At 63.9% G+C, this 26,753-nt stretch carries 22 protein-coding genes; 10 read left to right on the top strand and 12 right to left on the bottom strand.

Annotation, left to right across the window (positions count from 1 at the left end; translation table 11 throughout):
• Window positions 1–20 precede the first annotated feature (20 nt).
• The 3 genes from EJV47_RS04860 to EJV47_RS04855 all read right to left on the bottom strand — a co-directional run bounded on the left by EJV47_RS04860 (window position 21) and on the right by EJV47_RS04855 (window position 1,146).
• Window positions 21–593 carry a DUF3109 family protein gene (locus EJV47_RS04860; RefSeq protein ID WP_126692008.1) on the bottom strand — a complete coding sequence of 191 codons (573 nt, stop codon included), beginning with the start codon at window positions 591–593 and terminating at the stop codon, window positions 21–23.
• 136 nt (window positions 594–729) lie between these two features.
• Window positions 730–855 (bottom strand): hypothetical protein, encoded by a 126-nt coding sequence (locus EJV47_RS28870; protein ID WP_279389056.1) that lies wholly within the window; start codon window positions 853–855, stop codon window positions 730–732.
• Window positions 856–879: 24 nt separating this feature from the next.
• Entirely contained in the window at window positions 880–1,146 is a 267-nt protein-coding gene (locus EJV47_RS04855; RefSeq protein WP_126692007.1) for a hypothetical protein, read from the bottom strand.
• Window positions 1,147–1,279: 133 nt separating this feature from the next.
• Here EJV47_RS04855 and EJV47_RS04850 point away from each other — a divergent pair, with 133 nt between their 5' ends.
• Window positions 1,280–2,467 carry a hypothetical protein gene (locus tag EJV47_RS04850; RefSeq protein ID WP_126692006.1) on the top strand — a complete coding sequence of 396 codons (1,188 nt, stop codon included), beginning with the start codon at window positions 1,280–1,282 and terminating at the stop codon, window positions 2,465–2,467.
• Between the two features lie 103 nt (window positions 2,468–2,570).
• Here the strand turns inward: EJV47_RS04850 and tnpA are convergent, their stop codons facing one another.
• Window positions 2,571–3,044, bottom strand: coding sequence for an IS200/IS605 family transposase (gene tnpA / locus EJV47_RS04845; protein WP_126692005.1), 474 nt, complete (start codon window positions 3,042–3,044; stop codon window positions 2,571–2,573).
• 574 nt (window positions 3,045–3,618) lie between these two features.
• On the opposite strand from tnpA, the gene EJV47_RS04840 reads away from it, so the two are divergent.
• The 5 genes from EJV47_RS04840 (at window position 3,619) to EJV47_RS04820 (ending at window position 10,550) form a co-directional block, all read left to right on the top strand.
• Entirely contained in the window at window positions 3,619–5,859 is a 2,241-nt protein-coding gene (locus EJV47_RS04840) for an ATP-dependent helicase (RefSeq protein WP_126692258.1), read from the top strand.
• Window positions 5,860–6,479: 620 nt separating this feature from the next.
• The gene (locus EJV47_RS04835; RefSeq protein WP_126692004.1) at window positions 6,480–7,199 is read left to right on the top strand and encodes a DUF4290 domain-containing protein; all 720 of its coding nucleotides are present in this window, start codon (window positions 6,480–6,482) and stop codon (window positions 7,197–7,199) included.
• A gap of 23 nt (window positions 7,200–7,222) precedes the next feature.
• Entirely contained in the window at window positions 7,223–8,533 is a 1,311-nt protein-coding gene (gene murA, locus EJV47_RS04830; RefSeq protein ID WP_126692003.1) for a UDP-N-acetylglucosamine 1-carboxyvinyltransferase, read from the top strand.
• 164 nt (window positions 8,534–8,697) lie between these two features.
• Window positions 8,698–9,564, top strand: a complete 867-nt coding sequence (locus EJV47_RS04825; RefSeq protein WP_126692002.1) for a DUF4349 domain-containing protein — start codon at window positions 8,698–8,700, stop codon at window positions 9,562–9,564.
• 83 nt (window positions 9,565–9,647) lie between these two features.
• On the top strand, window positions 9,648–10,550 hold the full coding sequence (locus EJV47_RS04820) for a DUF4349 domain-containing protein (protein WP_126692001.1): 903 nt from the start codon (window positions 9,648–9,650) through the stop codon (window positions 10,548–10,550).
• Window positions 10,551–10,621: 71 nt separating this feature from the next.
• Here the strand turns inward: EJV47_RS04820 and EJV47_RS04815 are convergent, their stop codons facing one another.
• The 8 genes from EJV47_RS04815 to EJV47_RS04780 form a co-directional block, all read right to left on the bottom strand.
• Window positions 10,622–10,957, bottom strand: coding sequence for a phage holin family protein (locus EJV47_RS04815; protein WP_126692000.1), 336 nt, complete (start codon window positions 10,955–10,957; stop codon window positions 10,622–10,624).
• 104 nt (window positions 10,958–11,061) lie between these two features.
• Complete coding sequence (locus EJV47_RS04810; protein WP_126691999.1) at window positions 11,062–12,159, bottom strand: agmatinase family protein; 1,098 nt, start codon at window positions 12,157–12,159, stop codon at window positions 11,062–11,064.
• A gap of 176 nt (window positions 12,160–12,335) precedes the next feature.
• On the bottom strand, window positions 12,336–12,971 hold the full coding sequence (locus tag EJV47_RS04805; RefSeq protein WP_243651016.1) for a chemotaxis protein CheC: 636 nt from the start codon (window positions 12,969–12,971) through the stop codon (window positions 12,336–12,338).
• Window positions 12,972–13,045: 74 nt separating this feature from the next.
• Window positions 13,046–14,683: a chemotaxis protein CheA gene (locus tag EJV47_RS04800; protein ID WP_126691998.1), complete on the bottom strand. Its 1,638-nt coding sequence runs from the start codon at window positions 14,681–14,683 to the stop codon at window positions 13,046–13,048.
• Window positions 14,680–15,795 carry a chemotaxis protein CheB gene (locus EJV47_RS04795; protein ID WP_126691997.1) on the bottom strand — a complete coding sequence of 372 codons (1,116 nt, stop codon included), beginning with the start codon at window positions 15,793–15,795 and terminating at the stop codon, window positions 14,680–14,682. Before EJV47_RS04795 ends, EJV47_RS04800 begins: the two co-directional genes overlap by 4 nt.
• Window positions 15,796–15,884: 89 nt before the next feature.
• On the bottom strand, window positions 15,885–16,265 hold the full coding sequence (locus EJV47_RS04790; RefSeq protein ID WP_126691996.1) for a response regulator: 381 nt from the start codon (window positions 16,263–16,265) through the stop codon (window positions 15,885–15,887).
• A 50-nt stretch (window positions 16,266–16,315) separates the two neighbouring features.
• Window positions 16,316–16,852: a chemotaxis protein CheW gene (locus EJV47_RS04785; protein ID WP_126691995.1), complete on the bottom strand. Its 537-nt coding sequence runs from the start codon at window positions 16,850–16,852 to the stop codon at window positions 16,316–16,318.
• Between the two features lie 77 nt (window positions 16,853–16,929).
• Entirely contained in the window at window positions 16,930–21,387 is a 4,458-nt protein-coding gene (locus EJV47_RS04780; protein WP_243651014.1) for a HAMP domain-containing protein, read from the bottom strand.
• A 352-nt stretch (window positions 21,388–21,739) separates the two neighbouring features.
• Here EJV47_RS04780 and topA point away from each other — a divergent pair, with 352 nt between their 5' ends.
• From topA to EJV47_RS04760, 4 genes are all read left to right on the top strand, one after another.
• The gene (gene topA / locus EJV47_RS04775; RefSeq protein WP_126691994.1) at window positions 21,740–24,211 is read left to right on the top strand and encodes a type I DNA topoisomerase; all 2,472 of its coding nucleotides are present in this window, start codon (window positions 21,740–21,742) and stop codon (window positions 24,209–24,211) included.
• Between the two features lie 112 nt (window positions 24,212–24,323).
• A complete protein-coding gene (locus tag EJV47_RS04770; RefSeq protein WP_126691993.1) occupies window positions 24,324–24,869 on the top strand; it encodes a DUF1697 domain-containing protein in 546 nt (181 codons plus the stop codon).
• A 125-nt stretch (window positions 24,870–24,994) separates the two neighbouring features.
• Complete coding sequence (locus EJV47_RS04765; RefSeq protein WP_126691992.1) at window positions 24,995–25,720, top strand: M48 family metallopeptidase; 726 nt, start codon at window positions 24,995–24,997, stop codon at window positions 25,718–25,720.
• 50 nt (window positions 25,721–25,770) lie between these two features.
• Window positions 25,771–26,661 (top strand): DUF4846 domain-containing protein, encoded by an 891-nt coding sequence (locus tag EJV47_RS04760; protein WP_126691991.1) that lies wholly within the window; start codon window positions 25,771–25,773, stop codon window positions 26,659–26,661.
• Window positions 26,662–26,753: the final 92 nt, after the last annotated feature.

Genomic DNA, 26,753 nt, shown 5'->3' with positions numbered 1-26,753 from the left:
ATGGTCGGCCCCGCGGGCGTCTACTTGGTGGTCGGGTTTTCGATTTCCTGCGTCAGTTCCCGGTACCAGGCCTCGCCGTATTTGCGGATCAGCGGCTCCTTCAGGAATTTGTACACCGGCACGCCCAGCTGGGCCCCGAAGGCGCAGGCCGGGTTGCAGATTTCCCACCGGTCGTAGTTCAGGGCCTCGAACTCGTCGTACTTGCTGATGCGGATGGGGTACAAGTGGCAGCTGATGGGCTTTTTAAACGTCGTCGCGCCGGCCAGGTAGGCCTGCTCGATGCCGCACTTAAGGATACCCCGCTCGTCGTACAGCGCGTAGGCGCACTCCCGGTTGTCGATGGTGGTGGTGGAGTAGTCGCCCTCCCAGTCCTCGACGTACAGCCCTTGCTCCTCGATGGCGTGGCGGCCGGCGTGGGTTAGGAAGGGCTTGATCTTGTCGTACTCCTGGGCCAGAATCTGCAGCTCGGCTTCTTCGAGCGGGGCGCCCAGGTCGCCCTCCACGCAGCAGGCGCCCTTGCAACGCTCCAGGTTGCAGACGAAAAACTGGTCGCGGACGTCGTCGGAGACGATGGTATTCTGGATGACAATCATCGGAAAAGCAGGCAAAGCGAACCGCAAAGATACGGTGGGCCGGCGCTTCAACAGTCCTACCCGGAGCTAAGGTTCACCGGCGGCCCCGCACCCCTTCCCGGGCCGCAGCGCAGGCCAGCCGAAGGCGGCCCACGGGCTACCGCCGCTCATACAGCCGGAAAAACTGCCCCGAAACCAGCACCAGCTCCGTGCTCGTCAACGTGTTTATTGGGTAGTCCAGATTCAACGACGTGCCTGGGGGCGCCAGGGCGGTGGTGGTCATGACGACGACATACCGGTACGGGGCCTAAGGCTGGGGCTGGTACCAGAATTTGTTGGTTTCGGAGGTGCCCACTTTGACAGTGCGGGTATAGGTACCGTCATCCGAAAACGTGAGCACCTCGGTGCCGGGCGGAATGACATTGACGGCGCCGGTGAATCCGCCGCCAACCCGTATCAAATCCCACTTTCCGGTGAGCGTGACGGGCGAAATTTCCTCTTTGCGGCTGCAGGACAGGGTGACGGTTAGCAGGGCAGCAGCCATAGTAGCGCGCAGCCAGTAAGTATGCGGCATATGAATGGAGGTTGATAGCCTATGTGGAGTGAAGCGGCTCCGCTCAAGTCGTGAAGTTGCATTCGGCTTGGGGCTTAAGTATATGGCATTATTTCATTATTTATCGACTCTCATCAGCTGCCGCCTTATTCGCATGGATTCTTCCCCGTTCCCAGCCAGCCGCCCGGGGTTCTGGCCCTCGCTCAACACCTTAGCCGTTTGCCTTGCGGCCGGGCTGGCCCTGGCCCCGACGCTCTACGAGCTGACCACCGCCACCGGCCTGCTCACGGCCGTGCCCGAAACCCAGTCCAGCTGCGGCGACACCCCGGCGCAGTGGGCCGCTACCTGGGTCGGGCTGGCCTGGGGCGCGGTGGCGGGCGGGGCGCTGGTAACCGGGCAAGTGCTACGCCGCCGGCGCTGGGCCGTGACGGACGTCCTGCTCGACCTGCTGGCCCTGTACCTGAGCCTGATTCTGCTGCGCTACGGCTTCGTGAAGGTGCTGGCCACCCAGTTTCCGCGCCTGTGGGCCAACCTCGACACTGCCCCGGCCGAGCTGACTCCCATGCGCGTGGCCTGGCAGTTTTTCGGCTACTCGCGCGGCTACCAGCAGTTTCTGGGCTGGGGCGAAGTGCTGCCGGCCGTGTTGCTGCTCTTCCGCCGCACCCGCACGCTGGGCGCGTTCGTGGCCTCGGTGGTGATGTTGAACGTGTTCGTAGTCAACGTCTTCTTCGACGTGTGCGTCAAAATCGGCTCGGGCAGCTACCTGTTCTTTGCCCTGCTACTGCTGGCCCAGGACGCCGACCGGCTCTGGCAGTTCTTCATCGGCCACCGCCCGGCGGCGCTGCGCACCCTGCCGGCCACCGCGGCCCGCTTCGGCCGGCGCGGGCGGCTGGCGTACCGCGGGCTGGGCGTGCTGCTCACCCTGGCCGTGCTCGGCCTGACGGTGCAGGACGTGCTGGGCATCCGCGAATACGCCGCCGAGCAGGCCGCCGTGCTGCCCCTGACCGGCGTGTGGGAAACCACCCGCGCCGCCCGCTGGGCCGAGGGCCGCTGGCAGCCCCTCGCGCCCGCCGATTCGGCCTACCCCACCCGCGCCTACTTCCAGGCCGCCCAGGCCGTGCTGCGCAATGCCGCCCGCCGCGACCGGTTCGTGACCGAGCCCGATTCGGCCCGCCCGGCGGCGTTCATCCAGCTCATTGCCCGCAACGAAAACAACGACTATGCGGCCCCGCGCCGCTGGCTGTTCCAGCGCCCCACTCCGGATTCCTTGCAGCTGCAGGGCCGCTGGCGCCAGGATTCGGTGCGGCTGACGCTGCGGCTGAACCGGACGCTGATGAAGTGAGGCGTTATTGGGGCTTGCTGCAATCGTCCCCAGCCGCAGAGCGGCGCCACGTCAATAGCCGCCACGATGTAAGAAACGGCCAGAGCTCCGGAGGAGCGGCACCTTACCCGCTTTCGTTAGCCGAGAAGTCAAAAAGGTATTCCGGCCGGTAATCCACACCGAATTTTTCCAGCAGGGTCACGTATTCCTCCCGAAAGCTACGCGTAGCGTGATGCTGCTCCTGTTGTTCGATGTAGCGTGCCACTGCTGGTACCTGGGAAGCCGAATACGAAAATGCGCCAAACCCTTGCTGCCAAGCAAACCGCCCCGGCAGCCAATGCTGCTCATTGATGAAGCGGGAGGAATTGGCTTTGACGTCGCGCACCAGTTCTGACAAGGCTACATCTGGCGTCATGCTCACCAGCAAATGCACATGATCGGGCATGCCATTGATGGCTAACAACTTCTGATTCTTTTGACTAATAATGCCTGTAATATACCGGTATAGCTGCTCCTTGTGCCGCGCTGGAATCAGCCGTTCCCGGCCTGCCACGGCGAAGATAATGTGGATATAAAGCTGGGTATAGGTATTTGACATAACGTCGTAGATGAAACAGGCCGCAAGATAACGCGCGAATAAGGTGCCGCTCCTCCGGAGCTCTGGCCGTTTTTTACATCGTGGCGGCTATTGACGTGGCGCCGCTACGCGGCTGTAGACGACCTCGGGCAAAATGTACTCTCCCCGACCAAGCCTGCTGGTGTCGCGCGAATAGCAAACGGCGTGGTGCGTCCAGTAGTCGGCCTGCGGTGGGCAGTAGCCGACTTCCGGTGTCCAGCAGTTCATCAGCGTTGCCCAGCAGTCAGTTCCCGTCGGCCAGCAAGCCATTGGAGTTGTCCAGTAGTCGATTTCCGGTGGACAGTAGTCGGTTTCCGGCGCCTAGTAGTTGGTTTCCGGTGCCCGGTAGTTCGTTTCCGGCGCCTAGTAGTTCGTTTCGCCGGCCAGCAGACGCTTTCGGGCCGTTGGTAGCGTAGCCGGTGGGGTGAAGCTGATGAACGAAGCATACCACCGCTCCGGCTAACCACATTAGCCGCCCGGGCCCTTCCCCCGCCGCACCTTTCGCCCTACCTTTGTGGTTTAGCTGTTGATTCGGCTACAAGAACGACGCATGGCACTGGATTATATCAACCTTCTGAACGAGTCGCAGCGCGGCGCGGTGTTGCACACCGAAGGCCCGGCGATGATTATTGCGGGCGCGGGCTCGGGCAAGACGCGGGTACTGACCTACCGCATTGCTCACCTGCTGGAAAAGGGTGTGGACCCGTTCAACATCCTGGCCCTGACCTTTACCAACAAAGCCGCCCGCGAAATGCGCGCGCGTATCGAGAAAGTGGTCGGCCCCGAGGCCAAGAACCTGTGGATGGGCACCTTCCACTCGATTTTCGCCCGCATTCTGCGCTCCGAGGCCGACAAGCTGGGCTACCCGCGCCACTTCACCATCTACGACACCCAGGACACCAAGACGCTCATCACCCAGATTGTGAAGGAGCTGGACCTGGACGACAAGCTCTACAAGCCCAGCACGGTGCTGGGGCGCATCTCGGCCGCCAAGAACAAGCTGATTTCGGTGCAGCAGTACCTCAACGACCCCGTCATCCGGCAGGACGACGAGGCGGCGCTGCGGCCCAAAATCGGCGTGATTTACCAGCAGTACCAGCAGCGCTGCTTCAAGGCCGGCGCCATGGACTTCGACGACCTGCTGTACCAGACCAACGTCTTGTTCAAGGACCACCCCGACGCCCTGAACAAGTACCAGAACATCTTCCACTACGTGATGGTGGACGAGTACCAGGATACCAACTACTCGCAGTACCTGATTTCGCGCAAGCTCTCGGCCAAAAACCGCAACATCTGCGTGGTGGGCGACGACGCGCAGAGCATCTACGCCTTCCGCGGCGCCGATATCCAGAACATTCTCAACTTCGAGAAGGACTACCCCGAGTTGGCCGTTTTCAAGCTGGAGCAGAACTACCGCAGCACGAAAAACATCGTGAAAGCGGCCAACTCCGTCATCAAGAACAACCAGGCCCAGCTGCGCAAGAGCGTGTTTTCCGACAACGAGGAAGGCCCGCGCATCGAGGTCATCCGGGCCGCTTCGGACAACGAGGAGGGCAAGCTGGTGGCCAACTCGATCTACGAGGAAAAGATGAACCACCATCTTTCCTACGACCATTTCGCTATCCTCTACCGCACCAACGCCCAGAGCCGGGCCATGGAAGAGGCCCTGCGCAAGCTCAACATCAAGTACAAAATCGTCGGGGGCCTCTCGTTCTACCAGCGCAAGGAAATCAAGGACCTGGTGGCCTACCTGCGCCTGACGGTAAACCCCAACGACGAGCAGGCTCTGCGCCGCATCATCAACTACCCCAAGCGCGGCATCGGCGACACCACGATCAGCAAGCTCATCAACGCGGCCGAGGAGTCGAACCACACGCTCTGGGAAGTGGTGACCAACGCCGACCAGTTTCTGCCCGCCCGCGTCTCGAACCCGGTGGTGGACTTCGGCGAGAAAATCAAGAGCTACGCCGTGGTGGCCGGCAAGGACGACGCCTTCGAGGCCGCCAAGTTTATTGCCAAGAACTCGGGCATGATTGAGGACCTCTACGCCGACAAGAGCATCGAGGGCCTCTCGCGCTACGAGAACATCCAGGAGCTGCTGAACGGTATCAAGGAGTACGTCGACGACCCGGAGCGCGAGGACAAGTCGCTGGCGTCGTTTCTGCAGGACATTGCCCTGGTGACGGATACCGACGTGAAGGACGCCAAGGACGAGGGCGAGACGGTCACGCTGATGACCATTCACTCCGCCAAGGGCCTGGAATTCCGCAACGTGTACATCGTGGGCATGGAGGAAAACCTGTTCCCCTCGCAGATGATGATTACCTCCCGCTCCGACCTGGAGGAGGAGCGCCGCCTGTTCTACGTGGCCATTACCCGGGCCGAGAAAAAGCTCACGCTCAGCTACGCCACCTCGCGCTACCAGTGGGGCAACCTGCGCAGCTGCGAGAAAAGCCGCTTCATCGACGAAATCGACCCCACGTTCGTGGAGTTCAAGTACGGGCAAGAGGAAAGCCCCTTCGCGCCGGTGCTGGAGCGCCGCTCCAACCTGGTGGGCGCCCAGCAGAAGGCCCGCACCGCGGCCCCGGTGAAGCCCTACGTGCCCTCCCCCGACTTCAAGCCCTCCGACACCTCGAACCTGCAGGTGGGCAACAAGGTGGAGCACCCCAAGTTCGGCTTCGGCACGGTAAGCAAGCTGGAAAAGCAGGACGCCACGGTGAAGGCCACCATTCAGTTTGAGGGCGGCGTGGGCGAGAAAACCCTGCTGCTGAGCTTTGCCAAGCTGCGGATTGTGTAAGGCGGAAGTGGTAGTTTGCGCAGCCCCGGCCGGCAGTTACTGCCCGGCCGGGGCTGCGTCTTTTGGCCTGCTTACCCGATTACAAGGACAATTTGGGGCATTCAGCGCTTCTGGTAACCTGGTTTAGTGTTTCATCAACTGAGTAAATCGGCAGTAGGGTTGTTTACTAAAATCATCCTGAGGTTTGCGGCCTGACCGTTTAGCTACCATTATCCTTCTCGACATCGACAGTGCGCTCTGCACCCAGCCCTGTGGAAGCCGGAAATCCAAACCGCCGACGGCCATAGCGCGTCAAAGCCGCCCGGGTACAGCACCTCGACGCGCCAGCTTTGGCCAAGGCGTTGCTCATTATCGGAGTCGGTCAATAGCTTTTCCGGCGACTGGCTGCGCAAACCGGAGCCCGCGCCGCTTGCCTTTCGGCCGCCAGTGTGCGGCTGACCAACGCGAAGTGTAACTTCGCACCCTAGTTGCGCCGTTTCTTTCTGCATCGAACCGCGCCAACTAGCGTATATTTAGCGCTTCAAACCGTCGAGCCGTCCGCAGCTCGGCACCTTCGGCTGGCCCTCCCTCCTATCCGGGCGTTTGAATCCGCGCCGCCGAATCCTTTCCTACTTGACTCCATGATTGACAATCTTCCCCCGCAGCTCCAGCTGCTGGTGCGCGAATACGGCCAGAATACCTACCAGCTGGCCCAAACGCTGCTCACGCTGGAAGACCGCGCCGAGCGCACCAAGCGCGCCCACCAGATTGTGCAGCTCATGTTCCGCCTGAATCCCGGCGTGCGGGAACAGCAGGACTACCAGCACAAGCTCTGGAACCACCTCTACGCCATGACCGGCAACCAGCTGGACGTGGACGCCCCCTTCCCGCTCACCGGCCTCGACCAGTTCAACAACCGGCCCGAGCGCGTGGCCTACCCCACCAAAGGCCCCAAGCTGCGCCCCTACGGCAAAAACGTGGAGGAGCTGGTAGCCAAAGCCGTGGCCCTGGAGGACGCCGCCCAGCGCGAGCAGGCCGCCATCAGCATCGGCCGGGTGATGAAGTTCCTGCACCGCATGCACAGCAAGGACATTCCCAAGGACGTCACCATCATCAGGCACCTCAAGGACCTCTCGGCCGGCAAGCTCCAGCTCGACCAAGCCTTGGTGGATGCCGCCGGCGGTTTCGATACCATGACTGGCTCGGCCAGCCAGGGCGGCGGCCGCGCCAGTCAGGCGGCCTTTGTGGTGCCCCAGCCCCGGCAGGAGCAGCGCCGCGGTGGCGGCGGTGGCAAGCAGGAACGCCGCGACAAGCGCCGCGGCAAAAAAGGAGGACGCGAACAGCAACAACCGCCCCAGTAAGCCTGGCGGCGTAGCACCCTAGAATGGCAGCAGCTTTTGAAGTAATCGGCGGGCAACCGCTGCGCGGCGAGATTGTGCCGCAGGGGGCCAAAAACGAGGCCCTGCAAATCCTTTGTGCCGTGCTCCTGACCGCGGAGCCCGTCACCATCTCCAACATCCCGGACATCCGCGACGTCAACAAGCTCATCGAGCTGCTCGGCAGCATGGGCGTGAAGGTGGAGCGCCTCTCGGCCGACACCTACCGTTTCCAGGCCGACGCCGTTAACCTCGACTACCTCGACACGCCGGAGTTTGTGAAGCAGGCGCGCGAGCTGCGCGGCTCGGTGATGATCCTGGGCCCCATGCTGGCCCGCTACGGCAAGTGCCAGCTACCCAAGCCCGGCGGCGACAAAATCGGGCGCCGGCCGCTGGATACCCACTTCCTGGGCCTGCAGAAGCTGGGCGGCGAGCTGACCGTGGAAGGCACCGACTTCTACAAGATTTCGGCCCCGAACGGCCTGCGCGGCGCTTACATGCTGCTCGACGAGGCGTCGGTAACCGGCACCGCCAACATCGTGATGGGCGCCGTGCTGGCTGAAGGCACCACCACCATCTACAACGCCGCCTGCGAGCCGTACCTGCAGCAGCTGTGCAAGATGATGGTGCGCATGGGCGCCAGCATCCAGGGCATAGGCTCCAACCTGCTGGTGATTGAGGGCGTGCAGACGCTCGGCGGCACCGAGCACCGCATGCTGCCCGACATGATTGAAATCGGCTCGTTTATCGGGCTGGCGGCCATGACGGGCTCGGAAATCACCATCAAGGACTGCGCCATCCCCGAGCTGGGTTTGATTCCGGACACCTTCCGCAAGCTGGGCATCAAGCTGGAGTTCCGCGGCGACGACATCCACGTGCCGGCCCAGGACCGCTACGAAATTGCCACCTACCTCGACGGCTCCATTCTGACCGTCTCGGACCACACCTGGCCCGGCTTCACGCCCGATTTGCTGAGCATCGTGCTGGTGGTGGCCACCCAGGCCAAGGGCACCGTGCTGGTGCACCAGAAGATGTTCGAGTCGCGCCTGTTCTTTGTCGACAAGCTCATCGACATGGGCGCGCAGATTACCCTCTGCGACCCGCACCGCGCCATCGTCATCGGCCTCGACCACCAGAAAAAGCTGCAGGGCATTACCATGACCTCGCCCGACATCCGCGCCGGCGTGGCCCTGCTGATTGCGGCCCTCTCGGCCAACGGCAAGAGCAAGATTCTCAACATCGAGCAGATTGACCGCGGCTACCAGAACATCGAAGGCCGCCTGCAGGCCCTGGGCGCCCAGATCAAGCGCGTGGGCTAAGCCCCCACGTAGCTTTTCAAGCCGCTTTTAGAAGCCCCGCCCTTGCCGGCGGGGCTTTTTGTTTGGGCAGATTTCCAGGTGGCGGCGGGTTACCTGACGCGGAAGGCTTGCATAAAAGCCAAAGCTGCGCGGCTTTCTTCGCCAACCCAATCCCCTGATTTCTGATGAAACGCCTGTTGTATCCGGCCCTGCTCGGGCTGGCCCTGGCGGGGTGCGCCCAAGCCGAAAAGGAAGAAAGCACCGCCGCCGAAACCTCTCCCCTGGAAGCCGCTGCGGCCTCCGAACCCGCCACGGCCGAAACCACGCCCGCGCCTCTGCAACCGCACAAAGTCGCCGGGCTGACGCGCTTCCCCGCGGGCCGCAGCGTCATCTACCACGGCGACCTGCGCCTGCGCGTCGACAACTTCGAGCAGACCACCGACCGCCTCGACCAGCTGCTGGCCCAGCACGAAGCCGTGCTGGGCACGGCCCACGAAACCCGCACCGACGGCCAGCACCAGCAGGAGCTGACCATCAAAGTACCGCCCCGGCATTTTCTGCCCCTGGTGTCAGCTCTGGGGCGGCTTGGCCGCATCGAAGCCAAGGATATAGCCTCCTCCGATGCCACCGCCGACCTGCTGGCCGCGGAACAAGCAGCGGCCAGCACGCGCGCTGCCGCTGCCCAGGCCGGGCAGCAAGTTGCGGCGCAGCTCAAGCCCGGGGCTAAGCCCACCGCGGAGGCCAAAGAGCGCCTGAGCGAGGCAGATGCTGCCCGAACAAAGGCCGATGAAGCCCAGCAACGGGCCAGCTCCTTGCGCCAGCAAACCCAGTGGGCCACGCTCAATGTGCACTTGTACCAGCCGCTGGCGGAGGAGGAAACCGCCGAGCCCCTTCCCGACTACGGTCCGCGCTTCGCCGCTGCCTTTCTGCGCGGCGGCAGCGTCTTCCTCGACGTGCTGGTGGGCCTGACCAACCTCTGGCCGCTGCTGGCGCTTACGGGCCTGGGCTACTGGGTGGTGCGGCGCTGGCGCCTGCGCCAGCCGGCCAGCTGATTAGTAGCCCTTGCCGCGCGGCCGCAACAGGAAACCGCCCGCCCGGCGTTATTCTCCAAAACTCACCCAATCCGTTTGTTACCATGAATAAGATAACCGGAGCATTTGTGTGGCTGGCCCTGCTGCTCGGGAGCTGCAGCAGCAAAAAGCAGGAGGCCGGCGAAGCCGTAGCGGACCAAGCCGTGACCCTGGCAGCACCAGCCCTGGAATATGCCCCAGCGGCCAACGCCAGCGGCGCTTCGGCCGACGCAGAGCAGCCCGAAACCCTTGCCAACGGCAGCTCTGGTCCGGCCGCTGTACCAGTGAATCCCGCCGCGCGCCAACTGATTTACCGGGCCGACGTGGACATCAAAGTACGCGACCTGGCCCGCACCGTCACCCGCGTCGACAGCATCGTGCGACGCAGCGGCAGCTGGGTGGGTGCCGCTGCCCAAACCCGCTCCGACGAGGAATGGCGGCAGGAAATGACCATTCGGGTGCGGCCGGAGAAGTTTACGGGTCTGCTGTCCGGCCTTAGCACCCTCGGTACGGTTGAGCGCAAAAGTCTGACTTCTGATGACGTAACCGCCGAGCACGCCGACGTGGCCGCCCGGTTGCGCACCAAGCGGGCCCTGGAGCAGCGCTACATCGGGCTGCTGGGCCAGGCCAAGAAAGTGAGTGAGGTGCTGGAAATCGAGGCCAAAATCGGGCAGGTACGGGAGGAAATAGAGTCGGCGGAAAGCCGCTTTAAAGCCCTCAACGACCAGGTGGCCTACTCCACCATCACCCTGAAGCTCTATCAGCCCCTGGCCCTGCCCACCCCGGGTGCGCCGGTGCTGTCGTTCGGCAGCCGGGTGGCCGAGGCCTTCTACGGCGGCTGGGAGTTCGTCACCAACCTCTTTATCGGCCTGATTTACCTCTGGCCCCTGCTGATCCTACTGGGCATCGGCCTGTGGCTGCTGCGCCGCTGGCGGCAACGGCGGGTGCAGCCCCGAGCCGAGGCCTGAAATCCGGCTCATGAAAAAGCCCCGTACCAAGCTCGGTACGGGGCTTTTTTTGTGTTAGTCATAAGCCTTGCTCAGTCGATAATCATATCGACAATGGCCGTAACAACGGTGAGGGCAATGCTGAAAATGAGGGCCGAGAGAAACCCGTCGACGCGGAAGCCGGCCAGCAGCCAGTCGGCCAGCAGCACGATGACGGCGTTGATGACCAGCAGAAACAGGCCCAGGGTGAGGATGGTGATGGGCAGGCCCAGAATTTTGAGGATGGGCTTGACCACCGCGTTCAGGATGCCGAGCACCAGCACCAGCAGCAGGGCATCGGTGATGCCGTCGAGGTGGGCGCCGGGCAGGAACTTCGTCAGCACGAAGGCCAGAATGGCGCTGAGGATGAATTTGAGGATGAAACCCATACGCGGGAAGCGGCTTGGAATGAGGAGGAGAAACAGAAAGCCCGCCGACGCCCCTGGGAGGCGCCGACGGGCAACTATACGAAAAAGCCGCTGTTTGGCCGTACTTACTCGGTTTCCATGCCCAGCGCCTTCAGGCGGCCCTGCGACACGGCCATCCAGTTGGCCATCTGGTAGAGCAGGCGGGCGCCCACGTTGCCGTTCCAGTCGGTGTCGCCGGGGGCCACTTCGTTCAGGTCGCAGCCGATAATCTGGCGGCCCGAGCGCACCACGGCGCGGATGAGGTACAGCGCCTCCTCAAACTCCAGCCCGCCGGGCACGGGCGTGCCGGTGCCGGGGCAGAGCTTGGGGTCCAGCCCGTCGATGTCGAAGCTCAGGTACACTTTCTGGGGCAGCTGGGCAATGATTTTGCCGACCTGCTTTTTCCAGGATTTCTTCTCGTACATGCCCTCGCGCAGGAAGCGGTGGTGGAACATCACCACGCGCCCGCCCGACTGGGCAATGACGTCGGCTTCCTGCTGGCACAGGTCGCGGATGGCTACCTGCACCAGCTTCTTCACCTGCGGCAGCTGCAGGGCATTGTACATGATGCTGGCGTGCGAGTACTGGAAGCCCTCGTAGGCCGGGCGCAGGTCGCAGTGCGCGTCGATCTGCAGGATGCCGAATTCCTCGTGGCGCTCGGCTAGGGCGTGCATGTAGCCCAGCGGGGTGCTGTGGTCACCGCCGAGCACCACCACTCCCTTGCCGGCGTCGAGGTAGGCGCCGGTTTTGGCCTTGAGCCACTCCAGCAGGGCCTTGCCGCGCTCGGTCACCTGGTTGGTCACGCTGGCGTACTTGGCGGCCGTGTTGGCCGGCTGCCCGTCTTCCAGCCAGCCGATGTAGCCCTCGGCCAGCTCGCGCAGCTGCCGGCTTTCGGCTTCCACCTTCTCGTCCACCTCTTCCATGGCCAGGCCCAGCTTCCAGGCGTCGGGCAGGTCCGGGTCGTAGAGGTCGACCTGGGCGGAGGCTTCGGCAATGGCGGCCGGCCCCTGCGCCGTGCCGGCGCGGTACGACACCGTCACCTCCCAGGGCACGGGCACCACCACTACCTGGGCTTCGTCGACGGTGAAGGGCAGGCCGAACAGGCCGCCGGAGGTGTCGCCCACGGCGTTGGGGTCAAAATTGGCAATCTTCTGTTGCAGCGCGAGGGCAATCGGATCGTGCATGACGAAAGAGCGGTAAAGCAGGAGAAAACGTTGGAGAGTTGCGGACGCAGCAAACGTCGGTCATCCTGAAGAAGGAAGGACCCTACCAGTCGTGAACAAGTCGTTGTTACGAGTATCGTTCAGACGTGATAAGGTCCTTCCTTGGTCAGGATGACGGTTTACGGCTCGGCTCGGGGCTAGGCGGGCAGGCCGTTGCCGGGCAGGTCGTAGGTGCGGATGATGGTCAGAATCTTGTCGAAGGTTTCGCGGTCGAAGAACAGCATCAGCGGCAGCTCCACGTTGCTGTTCTGGTCCGAAAACTGGGTAATGACCGAGAAGATGAGCGGCTGCATCTTGGGGTGGGTCATCAGCAGCGCGTCGAGGGAGTGGGCCAGGTCGCCCTTGGGGGCCCGCGGCGGCGCCCCGTAGATTTTGGCCTTCAGGATGTTGGCCAGCTGCGTCACCAGCGCCCCGGTGATGATGTTACTGATTTCCAGCAGCAAAGACTCCTGCATTTCGTTCACCTCCAACGACTCTTCCACCTTCATGCGCAGGCAGATCTGGGAGAGGCGCTGCACGTGCAGGCCGGAGAAGAACATCAGCGTGGTGCCGTTGAAGTCGCCCTTGATGTCGGACTGAATTACCACGTGGCTGCTCTGGTACTTGTTCACCAGCGCGAGGATGTCGTGGGCGCGCACCAGCTCCAGGCTGGGCACCTCCAACAACACCCGCTCCTGGGCAATGGCGGCAAACGAGTCGGCCGCCCGCGCCAGCCCGATATTCAGGATTTCGCGGATGATGTCCCGTTCCAGATCATTCATGTACAGGTCCATACGGGTGGTCTAGTTAAGCATCAGGCCGGCGGCGGCAACGCGGCAGCGACCCTGAAGGGTTGGCATTACGAAAATCATGGGCGGCGGGCCAGGAACAAGCGTGTAAGGGCCGGCACGTCGAGTACCAGGCACACCTGCCCGCTACCGAGCAAGGTCACGCCGCCGAACAACTCAATCATGTCCAGCGGCTGGCTGACGGGTTTTATTACGATGTCCTGCTGGCGCAGGAACCGGTCGACAATCAGCCCCAGTTTGCGGCCGTTGTAGTTGGTGATGATGATGTCCTGCAGGCCGGTGAGGTTGGCGCGGCTGGCGGGCGGCAGGGCCGCGTCGTCGTCGGCCAGCAACTCCGTCAGGCGCACCACCGGAATGTTTTCGTCGAGCACCTTGGCCAGCAGCGTGCCGCCCACGATGTGCATCTTCTCCGGGCTGAGCGACACCACCGAGTCGGTGTGCATCAGCGGCAGGGCGTAGGGGTGGCCTTCCAGCTCAAACAGCAGGGCGCCCTTCACGGCAATGGAAGTGGGCAATACCAGGAAGAAGGTGGTGCCCTCCCCTAGTTTCGACTCCACCCGCACCTGCCCTCCGAGCGAGTCGATGGCCAGCTTCACCACGTCGAGGCCCACGCCGCGGCCCGAAATTTCGGTTACCTGCTCGGCCGTGGAGAAGCCCGCGTCGAAGAGCAGGCTGTAGACTTCCGCTTCGCTGAGCCGGCTGGCCGCGTCGCGCGACAGCACGCCGCGCTCCACCGCCTTGCGGCGCACCCGCTCCACGTCGATGCCGCGGCCGTCGTCGCTGATGCGGATGAGCACGTTGTCGCGGTCGGTTTGGGCCGAGAGGCTGAGCTGCCCGACTTCCGGCTTACCCGCCTTCACGCGCTCGGCCGGCGTCTCGATGCCGTGCCCGATGGCGTTGCGCACCAGGTGCAGCAGGGAATCGGTGATAATCTGCAGGATGTTGCGGTCAATCTGAATATCCTGCCCGCTGATGGTCAGCTCCACCTGCTTCTGCTCGGCGGTAGCCACGTCGCGCACTACCCGCGGAAACTTGTTGAACAGCGTGCCCACGCCCACCAGGCGGGCGTCCATCACCGAGTACTGCAAATCGTCGGCGAGGCGGCTGAGGTGGGCCGTCACGCTCTGCAGGGTGGTGTCGCCCAGCTCCCGGGCCAGGGTTAGCACCCGGTCCCGGTCGATAATCAGCTCCCCAACGAGATTGAGCAGGTGGTCGAGCTTCTTGATGGGAATGTAGACCAGATCCGACAGCTCCAGCTTGCGCGTGGCGTCTTCCTCGCTGCCTACTTCGGAGTCGTCGGCCAGCACCGGCTCCTCGCCGGCTACCACGCGGTCCAGGTTTTCCAGCAGGGCCTGGTTTTCGGCCAGGGGCTCATTGGCCCCCACGGCCCGAATCATGCTGCCCAGCACGTCGATGCCGGTGAAGAGCACGGGCACGGCCGAGCCGGCAAAAGGCCGCTCTTTGGCCCGAATCTGGCCGAAGATGGTTTCCATGCGGTGGGCCACTTCCCCGATTTCGTTGTGGCCCATGGCCCGGGCGCTGGCTTTCAGGTTATGCAGCAGGCGAAACAGTTCGCCCAGCGCCGCCTCGTCCTGGGGCCGCTTTTCCAGCACCGACATGTGCTGGCTCATGGCGTCGTAGCCCTCCAGGGCTTCGGCCATGAACATTTCCCGGTATTCCTGTTCGCGCGACTTCATCGGGGGTACGAACGGATAACGGGCGAAACGCGCGCCGCGGTGGAGGCCGGCCGCAGGGGCTGCACATGGCCGTTGACGAAGCGGGCAATGTCGGGCAGCGGCAGCACGGCCGAGGCGTAACCGGCCTGAATCACCGATTTGGGCATGGCAAACACGGCCGCCTGCTCGTTTTGGGCTACCACGGTGCCCCCGAAGTGGCGCACGGCGGCAGCGCCAGCGGTGCCGTCCTTGCCCAGGCCGGTCAGCACCACGCCCAGGCTACGCGGCCCGGCCGCCCGCGCCGCCGATACCATCAGCAGGTCGATGCTGGGCTCGTCGAGGACGGCGGCGGGCTCGGCAGCCTGCTGCAGCCACAGCGGCTGGCCAAGTTCCCCGCGCACGGCCCAGTTGGCCCCGCCCGGCACCACCACCACCTGCCCGGCCTGCAGGCGCAGGCCGCAGCGGCCCTCCACCACCGGCAACGAGGAAGCCCGGCGCACGCGCTCCACCAACGAAGCCGTGAAAGCCGCCGGCAGGTGCACCGCCACGATAATGGTCCAGCGCAGACCGGGCTGCAGCCCGCGCACTACCTGCTCCACCGCCGCGGCGCCGCCCGTGGAGCCGCCCACTACCACAATGCCGCGCGGAGCCGAGCCCAGCACGTGGCCGGGTACGCCCAGCGCGGCGCTGCCGCTGCTCACGCTCAGCCGCTGTACGGCCGAAGCCGCCACCACCCGCGACTGGTGCACCTTGCGCAGCAAGTCGCGGCGGGCGAAGCCGTAGTCGGCCACGTCGGTAGCAGCGGGCAGCGGGCCAATGTGGTCGTACACGCCCCATTGCGCGGCTTCGCGCAGCACGGCTGATTTCGGCGCCTGCGCAGCATACAGCAGCACGGGGCCGCGGTGGTACTGGGCCAGGCGCTTCATGCCAGTGGCCGGCAGCTCACTGGTGATGATCAGGTCGGGCCGCAGGCGGCGGGTCTGGGCAATCAGGTCGTCGGGGCCGGCGGTGCTGCCCACGATTTGTACGCCCGCGTCGGTCCGCAGCGCTTTCGACAGCGCCAACCGCATCAAGCCCGGCAAGTCGCCAAGCAGGATGGTGAGGGCAGCAGGCAGTACCGGGGTGGTAAACAAAGCGGAGCGAAAGGGGAATCAGAGTACAAGCCGGCCCGCGGGCATCGGGGCCGACGAAGCGCCCGGCGCGGGGGCCGGGGCGCTAGGGCTTAGGCAATGGCGTCGCCGTCCTGCAGCGCGCCGCCCACGATTTCCAGGACTTTATCCTCGGAGAAGGGCTTCACGATGTAGGCCGAAGCACCGCTTTCCAGGGCTTCGTTGACGATGACCTCCTGGCCTACGGCCGAGCACATCACGATTTTCACCTCCGGCAGTTCCTGGCGAATATCCTTGAGCACTTCCAGGCCGGTGTTGTCGGGCAGGATAACGTCGAGGGTAATCAGGTCGGGCTTGGTCTCGGTGGCCAGCTCGCGGGCCTGTTGGCCGTTGGCAGCCTCACCCACCACGTCGTAACCGGCGTCGGTGAGCATATTCTTCAGCATCGTGCGCATGTAGAACGAGTCGTCTACGATGAGGATGCGGTTTTTCATAGGGGTCGGTCTGAGAAGTGAGCGGAGAAGGAAAAGGCGTATGGCCGGGGCTATCTACGCTCGGCGGCGGCAGAAGATGTGGCTTTGGGCTTGAGCTGCATGATTTCTTCGGGCGTGAGCAGCTTCAGCATGTCCAGCACGATGATGATGCGGTTTTCGAGCCGGGCAATGCCCTCGATGTATTTGTCGTGCACGTTCAGGTCCTGGATGAACTCGGGGGCCTTTTCGATGCTCGACGCGGGGATGGACAAAGGTTGGGGCACCTCGCGCACGATGATGCCGATGGTGTAGTCCTTGGCCTCGAGGGCCATGGTATAGGTCACGCCGGTTACCGGGTCGTTGTTGGACGGGCGCAGCCGGAACCGCTCCTCCAAGTCGATAATGGCAATGATGTCGCCGCGCAGGTTGGCAATGCCCTTCACGAAGCGCGGCGTTTTGGGCATGCGCGCAATTTCGGGGGTCAGCGTAACCTCCTTCACCTGCTCGATGCGGATACCGTACTCTTCCTCCCCGAGGCGGAACACGATGAGCTGCACGGGCACCTCGGATTTGTAAGCCTTTTTGTCGGCAGCTTGGCTGTCAGGCATGCGGAAAGTGAGCTAAAAAGCAACTCAGCAGCCCGGCCAGGGCGGATTAGGCCCCGGCCGGGCTGTTCAGGGCGAGGTTATTTCTGCTTGCGTTTGGGCGCCGGCGCCTTGCGGGGCGTGCCGGATTCCGAGGTCGGATTTTCCGCTTCGGGCTTGGTTTGCTCGGGCCCGTTGCCGGCGGGCGCACGCCGTACCGGGGCGCGGCGCGGCACCGGCGTGGGTACCGTGGGCTCGGTGGGCGCAGCTTTGCGCACCGGGCGGGCCGGAGCGGGGGCACCGGCCGCGGCGCTGGCATTGGCCGGGGAGGCCGGGCGCTGGGCGGGCACGGGGCGGGCCTGACGGCGCGGCGCTTCCGCGGGCGGCGCAGCCGGTGCCGAGGCCTGACGCGGGGCCATGCGGCTCACCGGGCGGGCCGGGGCCTGAGGCTGCGCGGGCTGGGGCGCGGGCTGCCGACGCACGGGCCGCACCGGTGTCGGCTCGGGCTCGTAGTAGTAGGCATCCTCGGCCATGTGGTCCATCAGCTGGAAGGCCGAGAGGCCCACCTGCAGGTCGTCGGCAATGTCGGTGAGCTTCTGGCTCGACGCGGTCAGCTCCGACATCGACGAGCTGAGCTGCTTGGCCGTGGAGGCTACCTGCTGGGTACCCGAAGCCGTTTGCTCGGCAATGGCTACCACTTCTTCCACGTACTTCACCACGTCGCCGATGGAGGTTTTCTGTACCTCGGTAGCCGTGAGAATGTCGCGGGAGGTGCGCAGAATCTCGCCCGAGGAAGTGGCAATGTTCTTAAAGGCCGAGGAGGCCTCGAACGTCGCGTTCTTCCCTTTCAATACTCGACCTTCCATGGTCGAAATAGCCGCGGCAGCCGAAGCGGTATCCTTTTTCACGTCTTCCACCAGCGTGTTGATTTCGTTGGCGGATTTGCGGGAGCCTTCGGCCAGCTTGCGGATTTCCTCGGCTACCACTGCAAAACCTCGACCGGCTTCCCCGGCGCGGGCGGCTTCGATGGCGGCGTTCAGGGCCAGCAGGTTGGTTTGGGCGGCAATGTCGGTAATCACGCCCAGCGACTTACTGATGTCCTGCGAGCGGACCGACAGTACGTCGATGGTGCGGGCGGTACCAGCCGAAGCGCTGGAAATTTCTTCCATGTTCTTTACCACCTCGGCCACGGTTTTCAGACCCAGCTGCGAGGTTTGCTCCCCGAGGATGGCGGCTTTGTTTACCACGTCGGCTTTGTTGGCCGTTTCCTTGGTCGCCGTCATGATTTCCTCGATCAGCTTGAAGGCCTGGTCGGTCTTCATAGCCTGGTTCTGGGCGCCTTCAGCCATCTGCTGCATGGCCAAGGACACGTCCACCGTCACGCGGCTCATTTCCAGACCTTTCTGCGCCATTTCCTCCGACGAAGCCCCCACAATCAGCGAGGAGTCGTTGATTTCGGCGAGCAGCTCGTTGAGACTTTCCACGGCCGCGTTCAGGGCCATAGCCATGGCGTAGATGTCGCCGGCAGTGGGCACTTCCACGCGCTGGGTCAAATCCCCTTCCGACACGGCCCGCACCACGCGCGACACTTCGAGTACCGGCGAAGCAATGGACTCGATCAGGTCGTTGAGCGTATCCACGATGTCCTTCCACGAGCCCGACACGCCGGTTACGGTGGCGCGCTCGGTGAGCTTGCCCTCTACCCCGGCTACGCGGGCCACGCGGCTTACTTCTTGCGCCAGGCGGTTCAGGTCGTCCACCATGCGGTTGATGGTTTCGGCCAGGTCGGCCACCTCGCCGCGGGCTTCCAGGGTCAGCTTCTGGGTAAGGTCACCCTGCGATACGCCGGTTACCACCTTCACAATGCCGCGCACCTGCGTGGTGAGGTTGGCAGCCATGCGGTTTACGTTGTCGGTGAGGTCTTTCCATACCCCCGACACGTTCGGCACGTTGGCCTGACCACCGAGGCGGCCTTCGGTACCTACTTCCTGCGCCACACGGGTTACCTCGCCGGCGAATACGTTCAGCGAGTCCACCATCTGGTTCAGAATGTTCTTCAGTTCCAGCAGCTCGCCTTTTACATCCACCGTCACCTTCTGCGACAGGTCGCCGCGGGCTACAGCGGTGGCTACGTTGGCAATGTCGCGCACCTGGCTCGTGAGCGAGGCGGCCATGGTGTTTACGTTGTCGGTCAGCTCCTTCCAGGTACCGCGCACGTTCGGCACGTTGGCCTGACCGCCCAGTTTCCCTTCGGTGCCTACTTCGCGGGCCACGCGGGTTACTTCGTCGCCGAAGGTGTTGAGCGAGTCCACCATCTGGTTGAGGTTTTCCTTCAACTGCAGCAGCTCGCCCTTCACGTTCACGGTGATTTTCTGCGACAAGTCGCCGCGGGCTACCGCCGTGGCTACGTTGGCAATGTCTCGTACCTGCAGGGTCAGGTTAGAGGCCATGTTGTTTACGTTGTCGGTGAGGTCTTTCCATACCCCGCCCACGTTCGGCACGTTGGCCTGGCCGCCCAGGATACCTTCAGTACCCACTTCCCTTGCCACGCGGGTTACTTCGCCGGCGAAGATGTTGAGCGAGTCCACCATCTGGTTCAGGTTGTTCTTCAGCTCCAGCAGCTCGCCCTTTACATCGACGGTTACTTTCTGCGTCAGGTCACCTTTTGCTACGGCGGTGGCTACGTTGGCAATGTCTCGTACCTGAGAGGTCAGGTTCGAGGCCATGGTATTTACGTTATCGGTCAGCTCCTTCCAGGTACCACCCACGCGCGGCACCACGGCCTGGCCGCCGAGCTTCCCTTCGGTACCTACTTCGCGGGCCACGCGGGTTACTTCGTCACCGAAGATGTTCAAGGAGTCCACCATCTGGTTCAAGATGTTCTTGAGCTCCAGAATTTCGCCCTTCACGTTCACCGTCATCTTCTGCGACAAGTCGCCGCGGGCTACGGCGGTAGCCACGTTGGCAATGTCGCGCACCTGGCTCGTGAGGTTCGAGGCCATGTTGTTTACGTTGTCGGTGAGGTCTTTCCAAACGCCCCCGACACCCGGCACCACGGCCTGGCCGCCCAGCTTACCCTCCGTACCTACTTCCAGGGCCACGCGGGTTACTTCGCCGGCAAACAGGTTCAGCGAGTCCACCATCTGGTTCAGGTTCTGCTTCAGCTGGAGCAGCTCACCTTTCAGATCCACAGTCACTTTCTGCGACAGGTCGCCCTTTGCTACGGCCGTTGCTACGTTGGCAATGTCGCGCACCTGCAGGGTCAGGTTCGAGGCCATCGTGTTCACGTTGTCCGTCAAATCCTTCCACACGCCGCCGACGCCGGGCACCACGGCCTGGCCGCCCAGTTTCCCTTCGGTACCTACTTCCTGGGCCACGCGGGTTACCTCGCCGGCAAACAGGTTCAGCGAGTCCACCATCTGGTTCATGTTCTGTTTGAGCTGCAACAGCTCGCCCTTTACATCAACCGTAATCTTCTGGCTCAGGTCGCCTTTAGCAACGGCGGTGGCTACGTTGGCAATGTCTCGTACCTGAGAGGTCAGGTTCGAGGCCATGTAGTTTACGTTATCGGTCAGCTCTTTCCACACGCCGCCGACGCCGGGCACCACGGCCTGGCCGCCGAGCTTCCCTTCGGTACCCACTTCCTGGGCCACGCGGGTTACTTCGCCGGCGAACAGGTTCAGCGAGTCCACCATCTGGTTCATGTTCTCCTTCAGCTGGAGAAGCTCGCCTTTCACGTTCACCGTGATTTTCTGCGACAAGTCGCCGCGGGCTACGGCGGTGGCCACGTTGGCAATGTCGCGCATCTGCGAGGTCAGGTTCGAGGCCATCGTGTTCACGTTGTCCGTCAGATCCTTCCACACGCCCCCCACGTTGGGCACCGAGGCCTGGCCGCCGAGGCGGCCTTCGGTACCTACTTCCTGCGCCACGCGGGTTACCTCGCTGGCGAAGACGTTCAGGTTGTCAATCGTCTTGTTGATGGTTTCGGCCATCACCTTGAAGTCACCCGACACCGGAATCTGGAACGACTCGTCCAGGTTACCGCGCGAGATGTTCTTCAGTACCTTGCCCACTTCCAACACCGGCACGGCGATGGAGTCCACCAGGCCGTTGATGTTGTTGATCATGTCGCGCCAGAAGCCGGTAGCGTTTTCGCCGGAGGCGCGGGCCTTCAGGTTCCCCTCCACCCCGGCCACCTTGGAGATGCGCGACACCTCGCCGCCTACCCCGCCAATCATCTCCACCATGGAGTTGTAGGCTTCGGCAATTTCGGCGAAGATGTCGTCGTTCTGCTTGGTCAGGCGCACCGAGATGTCGCCCTTCTTAAAAGCGTCGAGGGCGTAGAGCACGCGGTTCAGCTGCTCGTTGACGTAGTCCGGGTCCTGGGTGTCGGCGGTGCCACCGCGGGCCACGCCGCGTTTGCGGGTCAGGTCCGAGCTGACGCGGGCGGCCGCGCCCCCGCTGCCGTTGCGGGCGGCCGGGACGTTGGGCGTATCGGGCAGATTGGCGTCGGAGGGCGTAGGCGTCGTAGCAGGTTTGCTGTTCTTACCGGTGGCCATAGGAGCGGAATGCAGGGCGCGCCGAAGCGCAGTGAGGGCGTGGGGAAGCCGGCCGGATACGGCAGGCAGTATGAGCAAAAGTAGCAAACGGCTCGGCTTGCGCGCTACTATATATTCTTTTGTGTTGGCCGCCGGTCAAATATGACTCCGGCAGGGAGCTGAATGGCAATACTTTCAAGGGAGCGAAACTTGACGCTAAAACTGCGCGTTGCTAGGAGCCTACCGAACGTTAGGGGCCGCACAATGGATTATTCATTCATCTTTGCGGCCAAGTTCAACGACTCGCCGCGCTTTTTGGTTTCCTTTTTTTCCTGAACCGACGCCTAGCGCCTACCGATACCCACCCCGCTTTATGGTCAAGAATCTAGTCATCGTGGAGTCGCCCGCCAAGGCCAAAACCATCGAAGGTTACCTGGGCAAGGACTTCGTGGTTAAATCCAGCTTCGGGCACGTGCGCGACCTGCCCAAGGACAACAACGCCATTGATATCCAAAATGGCTTCAAGCCGACCTACGTGGTGTCGCCCGACAAGCGCGAGGTCATTGCCCAGCTCAAGAAGCTGGCCAAGGAAGCCGAGACCGTGTGGCTGGCGAGTGACGATGACCGCGAAGGTGAGGCCATCAGCTGGCACCTGGCCGAAACGCTGGATCTGACCAACGCCAAGACCCGGCGCATCGTCTTCCGCGAAATCACCAAAAATGCCATCCTCAACGCCATCGACTCGCCCCGCGAAATCGACCTGAACTTGGTGAATGCCCAGCAGGCCCGCCGCGTGCTCGACCGCCTCGTGGGCTTCGAGCTAAGCCCGGTGCTCTGGAAGAAGGTGAAGACCGGGCTATCGGCCGGCCGCGTGCAGTCGGTAGCGGTGCGCTTGGTGGTGGAGCGCGAGCGGGAAATCAGCCAGTTCAAGACCAGCTCCGCCTACCGCGTGGTGGCCCGCTTCGACGCTGGCAATGGGGCCGTGCTGGAAGCCGAGCTGCCCCGCCGCCTGACCACCCGCGAGGAAGCCGACGCCTTCCTGGCCCGCTGCGTGGGCGCGGCCTACACCATCGACACCTTAGAGAAGAAGCCGGGCAAACGCTCCCCCGCCCCGCCCTTCACCACCTCCACGCTGCAGCAGGAGGCCTCGCGCAAGCTGGGTTTCTCGGTGGCGCAGACCATGAGCGTGGCTCAGCGCCTGTACGAGGCCGGCAAGATCAGCTACATGCGTACCGACTCGGTGAACCTCTCGCAGGAGGCCCTGCTGGGCGCCAAGCACGAAATCGAGCGGAGCTACGGGGCGGAGTACGCCCACACCCGGCAGTACAAAACCAAAGCCGCCTCGGCCCAGGAGGCCCACGAAGCCATTCGCCCCACGGACTTCTCCTTGATTAAAGCCGGCGAGGATTCGGCCGAGCAGCGCCTGTACGACCTGATTCGCAAGCGCGCCCTGGCCTCGCAGATGGCTGACGCGCAGATTGAGCGGACGACGGCTACCATCGGCATCAGCACCCAGCCCGGCACCATCCTGTCGGCTACGGGCGAGGTTATTACGTTCGAGGGCTTTTTGAAAGCCTACACCGAGTCGAAGGACGAGGAGGACGGCGGGGACGGCGAATCGTCGTTTTCGCGGGGGCTGCCGCCGCTGTCCATCGGGCAGCCGCTGCCGTTGCAGCGCCTCTCGGCTACGGAGCGGTACGCCACGCCGCCGGCCCGCTACACGGAGGCTTCGCTGGTGAAAAAGATGGAGGAAATGGGCATCGGCCGCCCGTCGACCTACGCCCCCACCATCAGCACCATTCAGAAGCGCGGCTACGTGGAAAAAGACTCGCGCGAGGGCAAGGAGCGGAAATTCCACGTGCTGACCCTGGATGGCGACGCGGTGAAGACCGAGGTGAAGACCGAAACCTACGGCGCCGATAAAGCCAAGCTGTTCCCGACGGATACGGCCATGGTTGTGAACGACTTCTTGGTGGAGCACTTCCCGGTTATCGTCGACTTCCAGTTCACGGCCAAGGTGGAGGACGAGTTTGACCGCATTGCCGACGGCCTGGAAAGCTGGGAGGAAATGATTTCGGGCTTCTACGGCACCTTCCACGAGACCGTGGAGCGGGGCAAGGAAGTGGAGCGCGCCGACGTGGGCACCACCCGCGAAATCGGCCTGCACCCCGAAACCGGCGAGAAAATCTACGCCAAGCTGGGCCGCTTCGGGCCCTACGTGCAGCTGGGCGAAACGGACGGGCAAACCAAGCCGGCCTACGCCAACCTGCGCAAGGGGCAGTTCATCGAGAGCCTGACCCTGGACGACGCGCTGGAGCTGTTCAAGCTGCCGCGCATCGTGGGCCAGTACGAGGAGGCCGACATGACCGCCGCCGTGGGCCGCTTCGGTCCATACATCCGCCACGACGGCAAGTTCTACTCCTTGGCTAAAGGCCAGGACCCGCACACCGTCACGGCCGAAGAAGCCGTGGAGCTGATCAACGCCAAGCGCAAGCAGGAGGCCGAAAAGGTTATCAAGAGCTTCGAGGCCGAGGGCCGCGCCGACGTGCAGGTAGTCAACGGCAAATACGGCCCCTACATCGTGGCGGCGGGCAAGAACGTGAAGATTCCCAAGGGCGAAGAGCCCCGGGAACTGACCCTGCAGCGCTGCATCGAACTGGCCGACGCCACGCCGGACAAGCCCGCCCGCGGCCGCTTCGGCGCGAAGAAAACGGCCGCCGCAGCCACGGATGCGGCGCCGGCTAAGGCCAAAACGGCCAAGGCGACGACCAAAAAAGCCGAGGGTACGGCCGCCAAGAAGCCCGCGGCCAAGAAAGCCGCCGCGCCGAAGAAGCCGACCAAGTAAGCCGCGGACTCCTATCTGCTAAAGGCCCGCTGACCGCTGCGTCGGCGGGCCTTTTTTGTAGCTTGCCGCCCGCTTTCGAGGCCGCAACTGAGCGGCGTCGGGCGTTCGAGCTATGACTTACATTGCTTTGTTGCGCGGCATCAACGTCGGCGGCCACCGCGTGACGATGGAGCGGCTACGGGCCTTGTTCACGGAGCTGGGCCTGCGGCACGTGCGCAGCTACATTCAGAGCGGCAACATCTTCTTCGAGGCCCCGGAAACGGAGGACCGAGCGGCCCTCACGCGCCGCATTGAGGAGCACCTGCGGCAGGCCCTGGGCTACGAAGTGCCCGCGTTTCTGCGCACGGTGCCGGAGTTTGAGCAGCTGCTGGCCCTGAACCCGTTCGCGCCGCTGACCTTGACGGACAACATGCGCCTGTGCGTGATGCTGCTCACCGACGCCGCCCCCACTGATTTAGCCCTGCCGCTTCGCTCGCCCAAGCAGGATTACGAGCTGCTGCACGTTACGCCCAGCCGGGAAGCCTTCGTCATCTGGCACCTGCTCGACGGCCGGGTGTCTTCCTCCACGGCCTTTCTCGACAAGCTGCTGGGCAAGCGCACGACAACGCGCTTCTACCCTACCGCCCTGAAGATTCTGGCGGCGGCCAAGGCGGCCTGAGGCCTTTTATCGGATAGTGGCAGGGCCTTAACTTGCAGCTTTTGCGTCCGAAGATTCCGCCCCTGCGCACCTCAGCGCAGTGCTCTGCGGACCTCTGCGAGAAACAGAAGTCCGCGCCTTTTCCTATGATTACCAAAACCATACAAATCGGCGACCTGGCCGTGGAAGTGGTCCGCAAGTCCATCCGCACCTTGCGGGTGACGGTGTACCCGCCCCACGGCCGGGTGCGCGTGGCCGCCCCGCTGCGCCTGCCCGAAGCCAACATCCACGAGTTCATCGAGTCGCGCCGGGCCTGGATTCAGAAGCACCAGGAGCGGTTTGCGGCCCTGCCGGCCCCGGCGGAGCATACCTTCAGCCCCGGCGAGACGCACTACTACCAGGGCCAGCCGCTGCAGCTGCGCGTGCTGCCGACCACTGGCCGGGCCCGGGTGGCGCAGTCGGAGCCGGGCTACCTCGACTTGCACGCCCCCGCCGCCAGCACCGCCGCCGAGCGGGAACAGGCCCTGAGCAACTGGTACCGCGCCCGGCTGAAAGAGCAGATTCCGGCCCTGCTGGCCCGCTGGGAGCCGGTGGTGGGCGCCCGCGCTGCGGCCTGGGGCGTGAAGCAGATGCGCACCCGCTGGGGCACCTGCAACACCCGCGCCCGCCGCATCTGGCTGAGCCTGGAACTCATCAAGCAGCCCGCCGAGTGCCTGGAGTACGTGCTGGTGCACGAGCTGACTCATCTGCACGAGCGGCTGCACAACGCCCGCTTCTGGGGCCTGATGGACCAGTTTATGCCCGACTGGCGCCGCCACAAGGCCACGCTGAACCAACGCGTGCCGGGCCACTCCGGCCCCGACGCCTGCTGAGCCGCCGCCAGGCACAAGAAAAGACGCGCCGCCTCGTTATCGGCCCAAGTATGGCTTCATCCCTATTTCTGTATCCGCTGGTCATGGGCGGCCTGCTGCTGACCAACCCACTACAGCCCGCGGCAACCGGCGCCACGGCGCCAACTACCTCCGCTCCAACTCCAACCAGCCCGCGCTACGCCTGGCTCAGCCAGCTGTACAACGCTCAGACAGCCCTGGCGGCGCGCTTCGCGCCACCGGCCGGCTGCCAGCGCGTGCAGGTGGCGCCGGGCTCGTATGGGGAGTGGCTGCGGCAGCTGCCGCTACGGCCCAAAGGCACGGCCGTGCGCCTGCACGACGGGCGGCTGAAAAACCCGCAGAGCGTCCACGCCGCCGTTATCGACATCGACACCGGCCCGCGCGACTTGCAGCAGTGCGCCGACGCGGCCATCCGCCTGCGGGCCGAGTATCAGTTCACCCAGAACTTCCGCGCCATTCACTTCCACCTGACCAGCGGCCACGACATCTGGTTTGGCGACTGGGTTGACGGCCGGGGCTTTCAGGTGAAGGGGGAAGACGTGGTGCCCACCCCGCGCCCCGCTGAAAAGCCCACCCACGCCGCCCTGCGCCGCTACCTCGACGTGATTTTCAGCTACGCCGGCACCCTGTCGCTGAGCCGGGAAATGCGCCCGGTGCCCCTGACCGATGCCCAACCCGGCGACGTGTTCGTGCTGGGTGGCTCGCCGGGCCACGCCGTGACGGTGCTCGATGTGGCCGAAAACCCCGCTACCCACGCCCGCTACGCCCTGCTGGCCCAGAGCTACATGCCCGCCCAGGACATGCACGTGCTGCGCAACGTGGCGGAGCCACAGCTGGGCGCCTGGTTTCGGCTGACGGCGCCGGGCGGGGTATTCGAGACGCCGGAGTGGGAGTTTCGGGCCGATGCGTTGAAACGCTGGTAGGGGCGCCACGCGCCTGCCGGGGAGGTCGGTTACCGTTGTCCGGCCAACAGGCTACGAATCCGGCGGGGCTGCTCCCAGTTGCCGATTTCATT

Origin of the sequence: Hymenobacter gummosus (assembly GCF_003970915.1) — a bacterium.
In the GTDB taxonomy this organism is placed as follows: Bacteria; Bacteroidota; Bacteroidia; order Cytophagales; family Hymenobacteraceae; genus Solirubrum; species Solirubrum gummosum.
The sequence above is the reverse complement of the archived record's forward strand: the minus strand, read 5'-3'. Positions and strand labels throughout refer to the sequence as shown.

What these genes read in the sequence shown, in the direction of transcription:
- EJV47_RS04860 (WP_126692008.1), bottom strand. Translation starts at nt 593, where the DNA reads ATGATTGTCATCCAGAATACCATCGTCTCCGACGACGTCCGCGACCAG.
- EJV47_RS28870 (WP_279389056.1), bottom strand. Translation starts at nt 855, where the DNA reads ATGACCACCACCGCCCTGGCGCCCCCAGGCACGTCGTTGAATCTGGAC.
- EJV47_RS04855 (WP_126692007.1), bottom strand. Translation starts at nt 1,146, where the DNA reads ATGCCGCATACTTACTGGCTGCGCGCTACTATGGCTGCTGCCCTGCTA.
- EJV47_RS04850 (WP_126692006.1), top strand. Translation starts at nt 1,280, where the DNA reads ATGGATTCTTCCCCGTTCCCAGCCAGCCGCCCGGGGTTCTGGCCCTCG.
- tnpA (WP_126692005.1), bottom strand. Translation starts at nt 3,044, where the DNA reads ATGTCAAATACCTATACCCAGCTTTATATCCACATTATCTTCGCCGTG.
- EJV47_RS04835 (WP_126692004.1), top strand. Translation starts at nt 6,480, where the DNA reads ATGATTGACAATCTTCCCCCGCAGCTCCAGCTGCTGGTGCGCGAATAC.
- murA (WP_126692003.1), top strand. Translation starts at nt 7,223, where the DNA reads ATGGCAGCAGCTTTTGAAGTAATCGGCGGGCAACCGCTGCGCGGCGAG.
- EJV47_RS04825 (WP_126692002.1), top strand. Translation starts at nt 8,698, where the DNA reads ATGAAACGCCTGTTGTATCCGGCCCTGCTCGGGCTGGCCCTGGCGGGG.
- EJV47_RS04820 (WP_126692001.1), top strand. Translation starts at nt 9,648, where the DNA reads ATGAATAAGATAACCGGAGCATTTGTGTGGCTGGCCCTGCTGCTCGGG.
- EJV47_RS04815 (WP_126692000.1), bottom strand. Translation starts at nt 10,957, where the DNA reads ATGGGTTTCATCCTCAAATTCATCCTCAGCGCCATTCTGGCCTTCGTG.
- EJV47_RS04810 (WP_126691999.1), bottom strand. Translation starts at nt 12,159, where the DNA reads ATGCACGATCCGATTGCCCTCGCGCTGCAACAGAAGATTGCCAATTTT.
- EJV47_RS04805 (WP_243651016.1), bottom strand. Translation starts at nt 12,971, where the DNA reads ATGGACCTGTACATGAATGATCTGGAACGGGACATCATCCGCGAAATC.
- EJV47_RS04800 (WP_126691998.1), bottom strand. Translation starts at nt 14,683, where the DNA reads ATGAAGTCGCGCGAACAGGAATACCGGGAAATGTTCATGGCCGAAGCC.
- EJV47_RS04790 (WP_126691996.1), bottom strand. Translation starts at nt 16,265, where the DNA reads ATGAAAAACCGCATCCTCATCGTAGACGACTCGTTCTACATGCGCACG.
- EJV47_RS04785 (WP_126691995.1), bottom strand. Translation starts at nt 16,852, where the DNA reads ATGCCTGACAGCCAAGCTGCCGACAAAAAGGCTTACAAATCCGAGGTG.
- EJV47_RS04780 (WP_243651014.1), bottom strand. Translation starts at nt 21,387, where the DNA reads ATGGCCACCGGTAAGAACAGCAAACCTGCTACGACGCCTACGCCCTCC.
- topA (WP_126691994.1), top strand. Translation starts at nt 21,740, where the DNA reads ATGGTCAAGAATCTAGTCATCGTGGAGTCGCCCGCCAAGGCCAAAACC.
- EJV47_RS04770 (WP_126691993.1), top strand. Translation starts at nt 24,324, where the DNA reads ATGACTTACATTGCTTTGTTGCGCGGCATCAACGTCGGCGGCCACCGC.
- EJV47_RS04765 (WP_126691992.1), top strand. Translation starts at nt 24,995, where the DNA reads ATGATTACCAAAACCATACAAATCGGCGACCTGGCCGTGGAAGTGGTC.
- EJV47_RS04760 (WP_126691991.1), top strand. Translation starts at nt 25,771, where the DNA reads ATGGCTTCATCCCTATTTCTGTATCCGCTGGTCATGGGCGGCCTGCTG.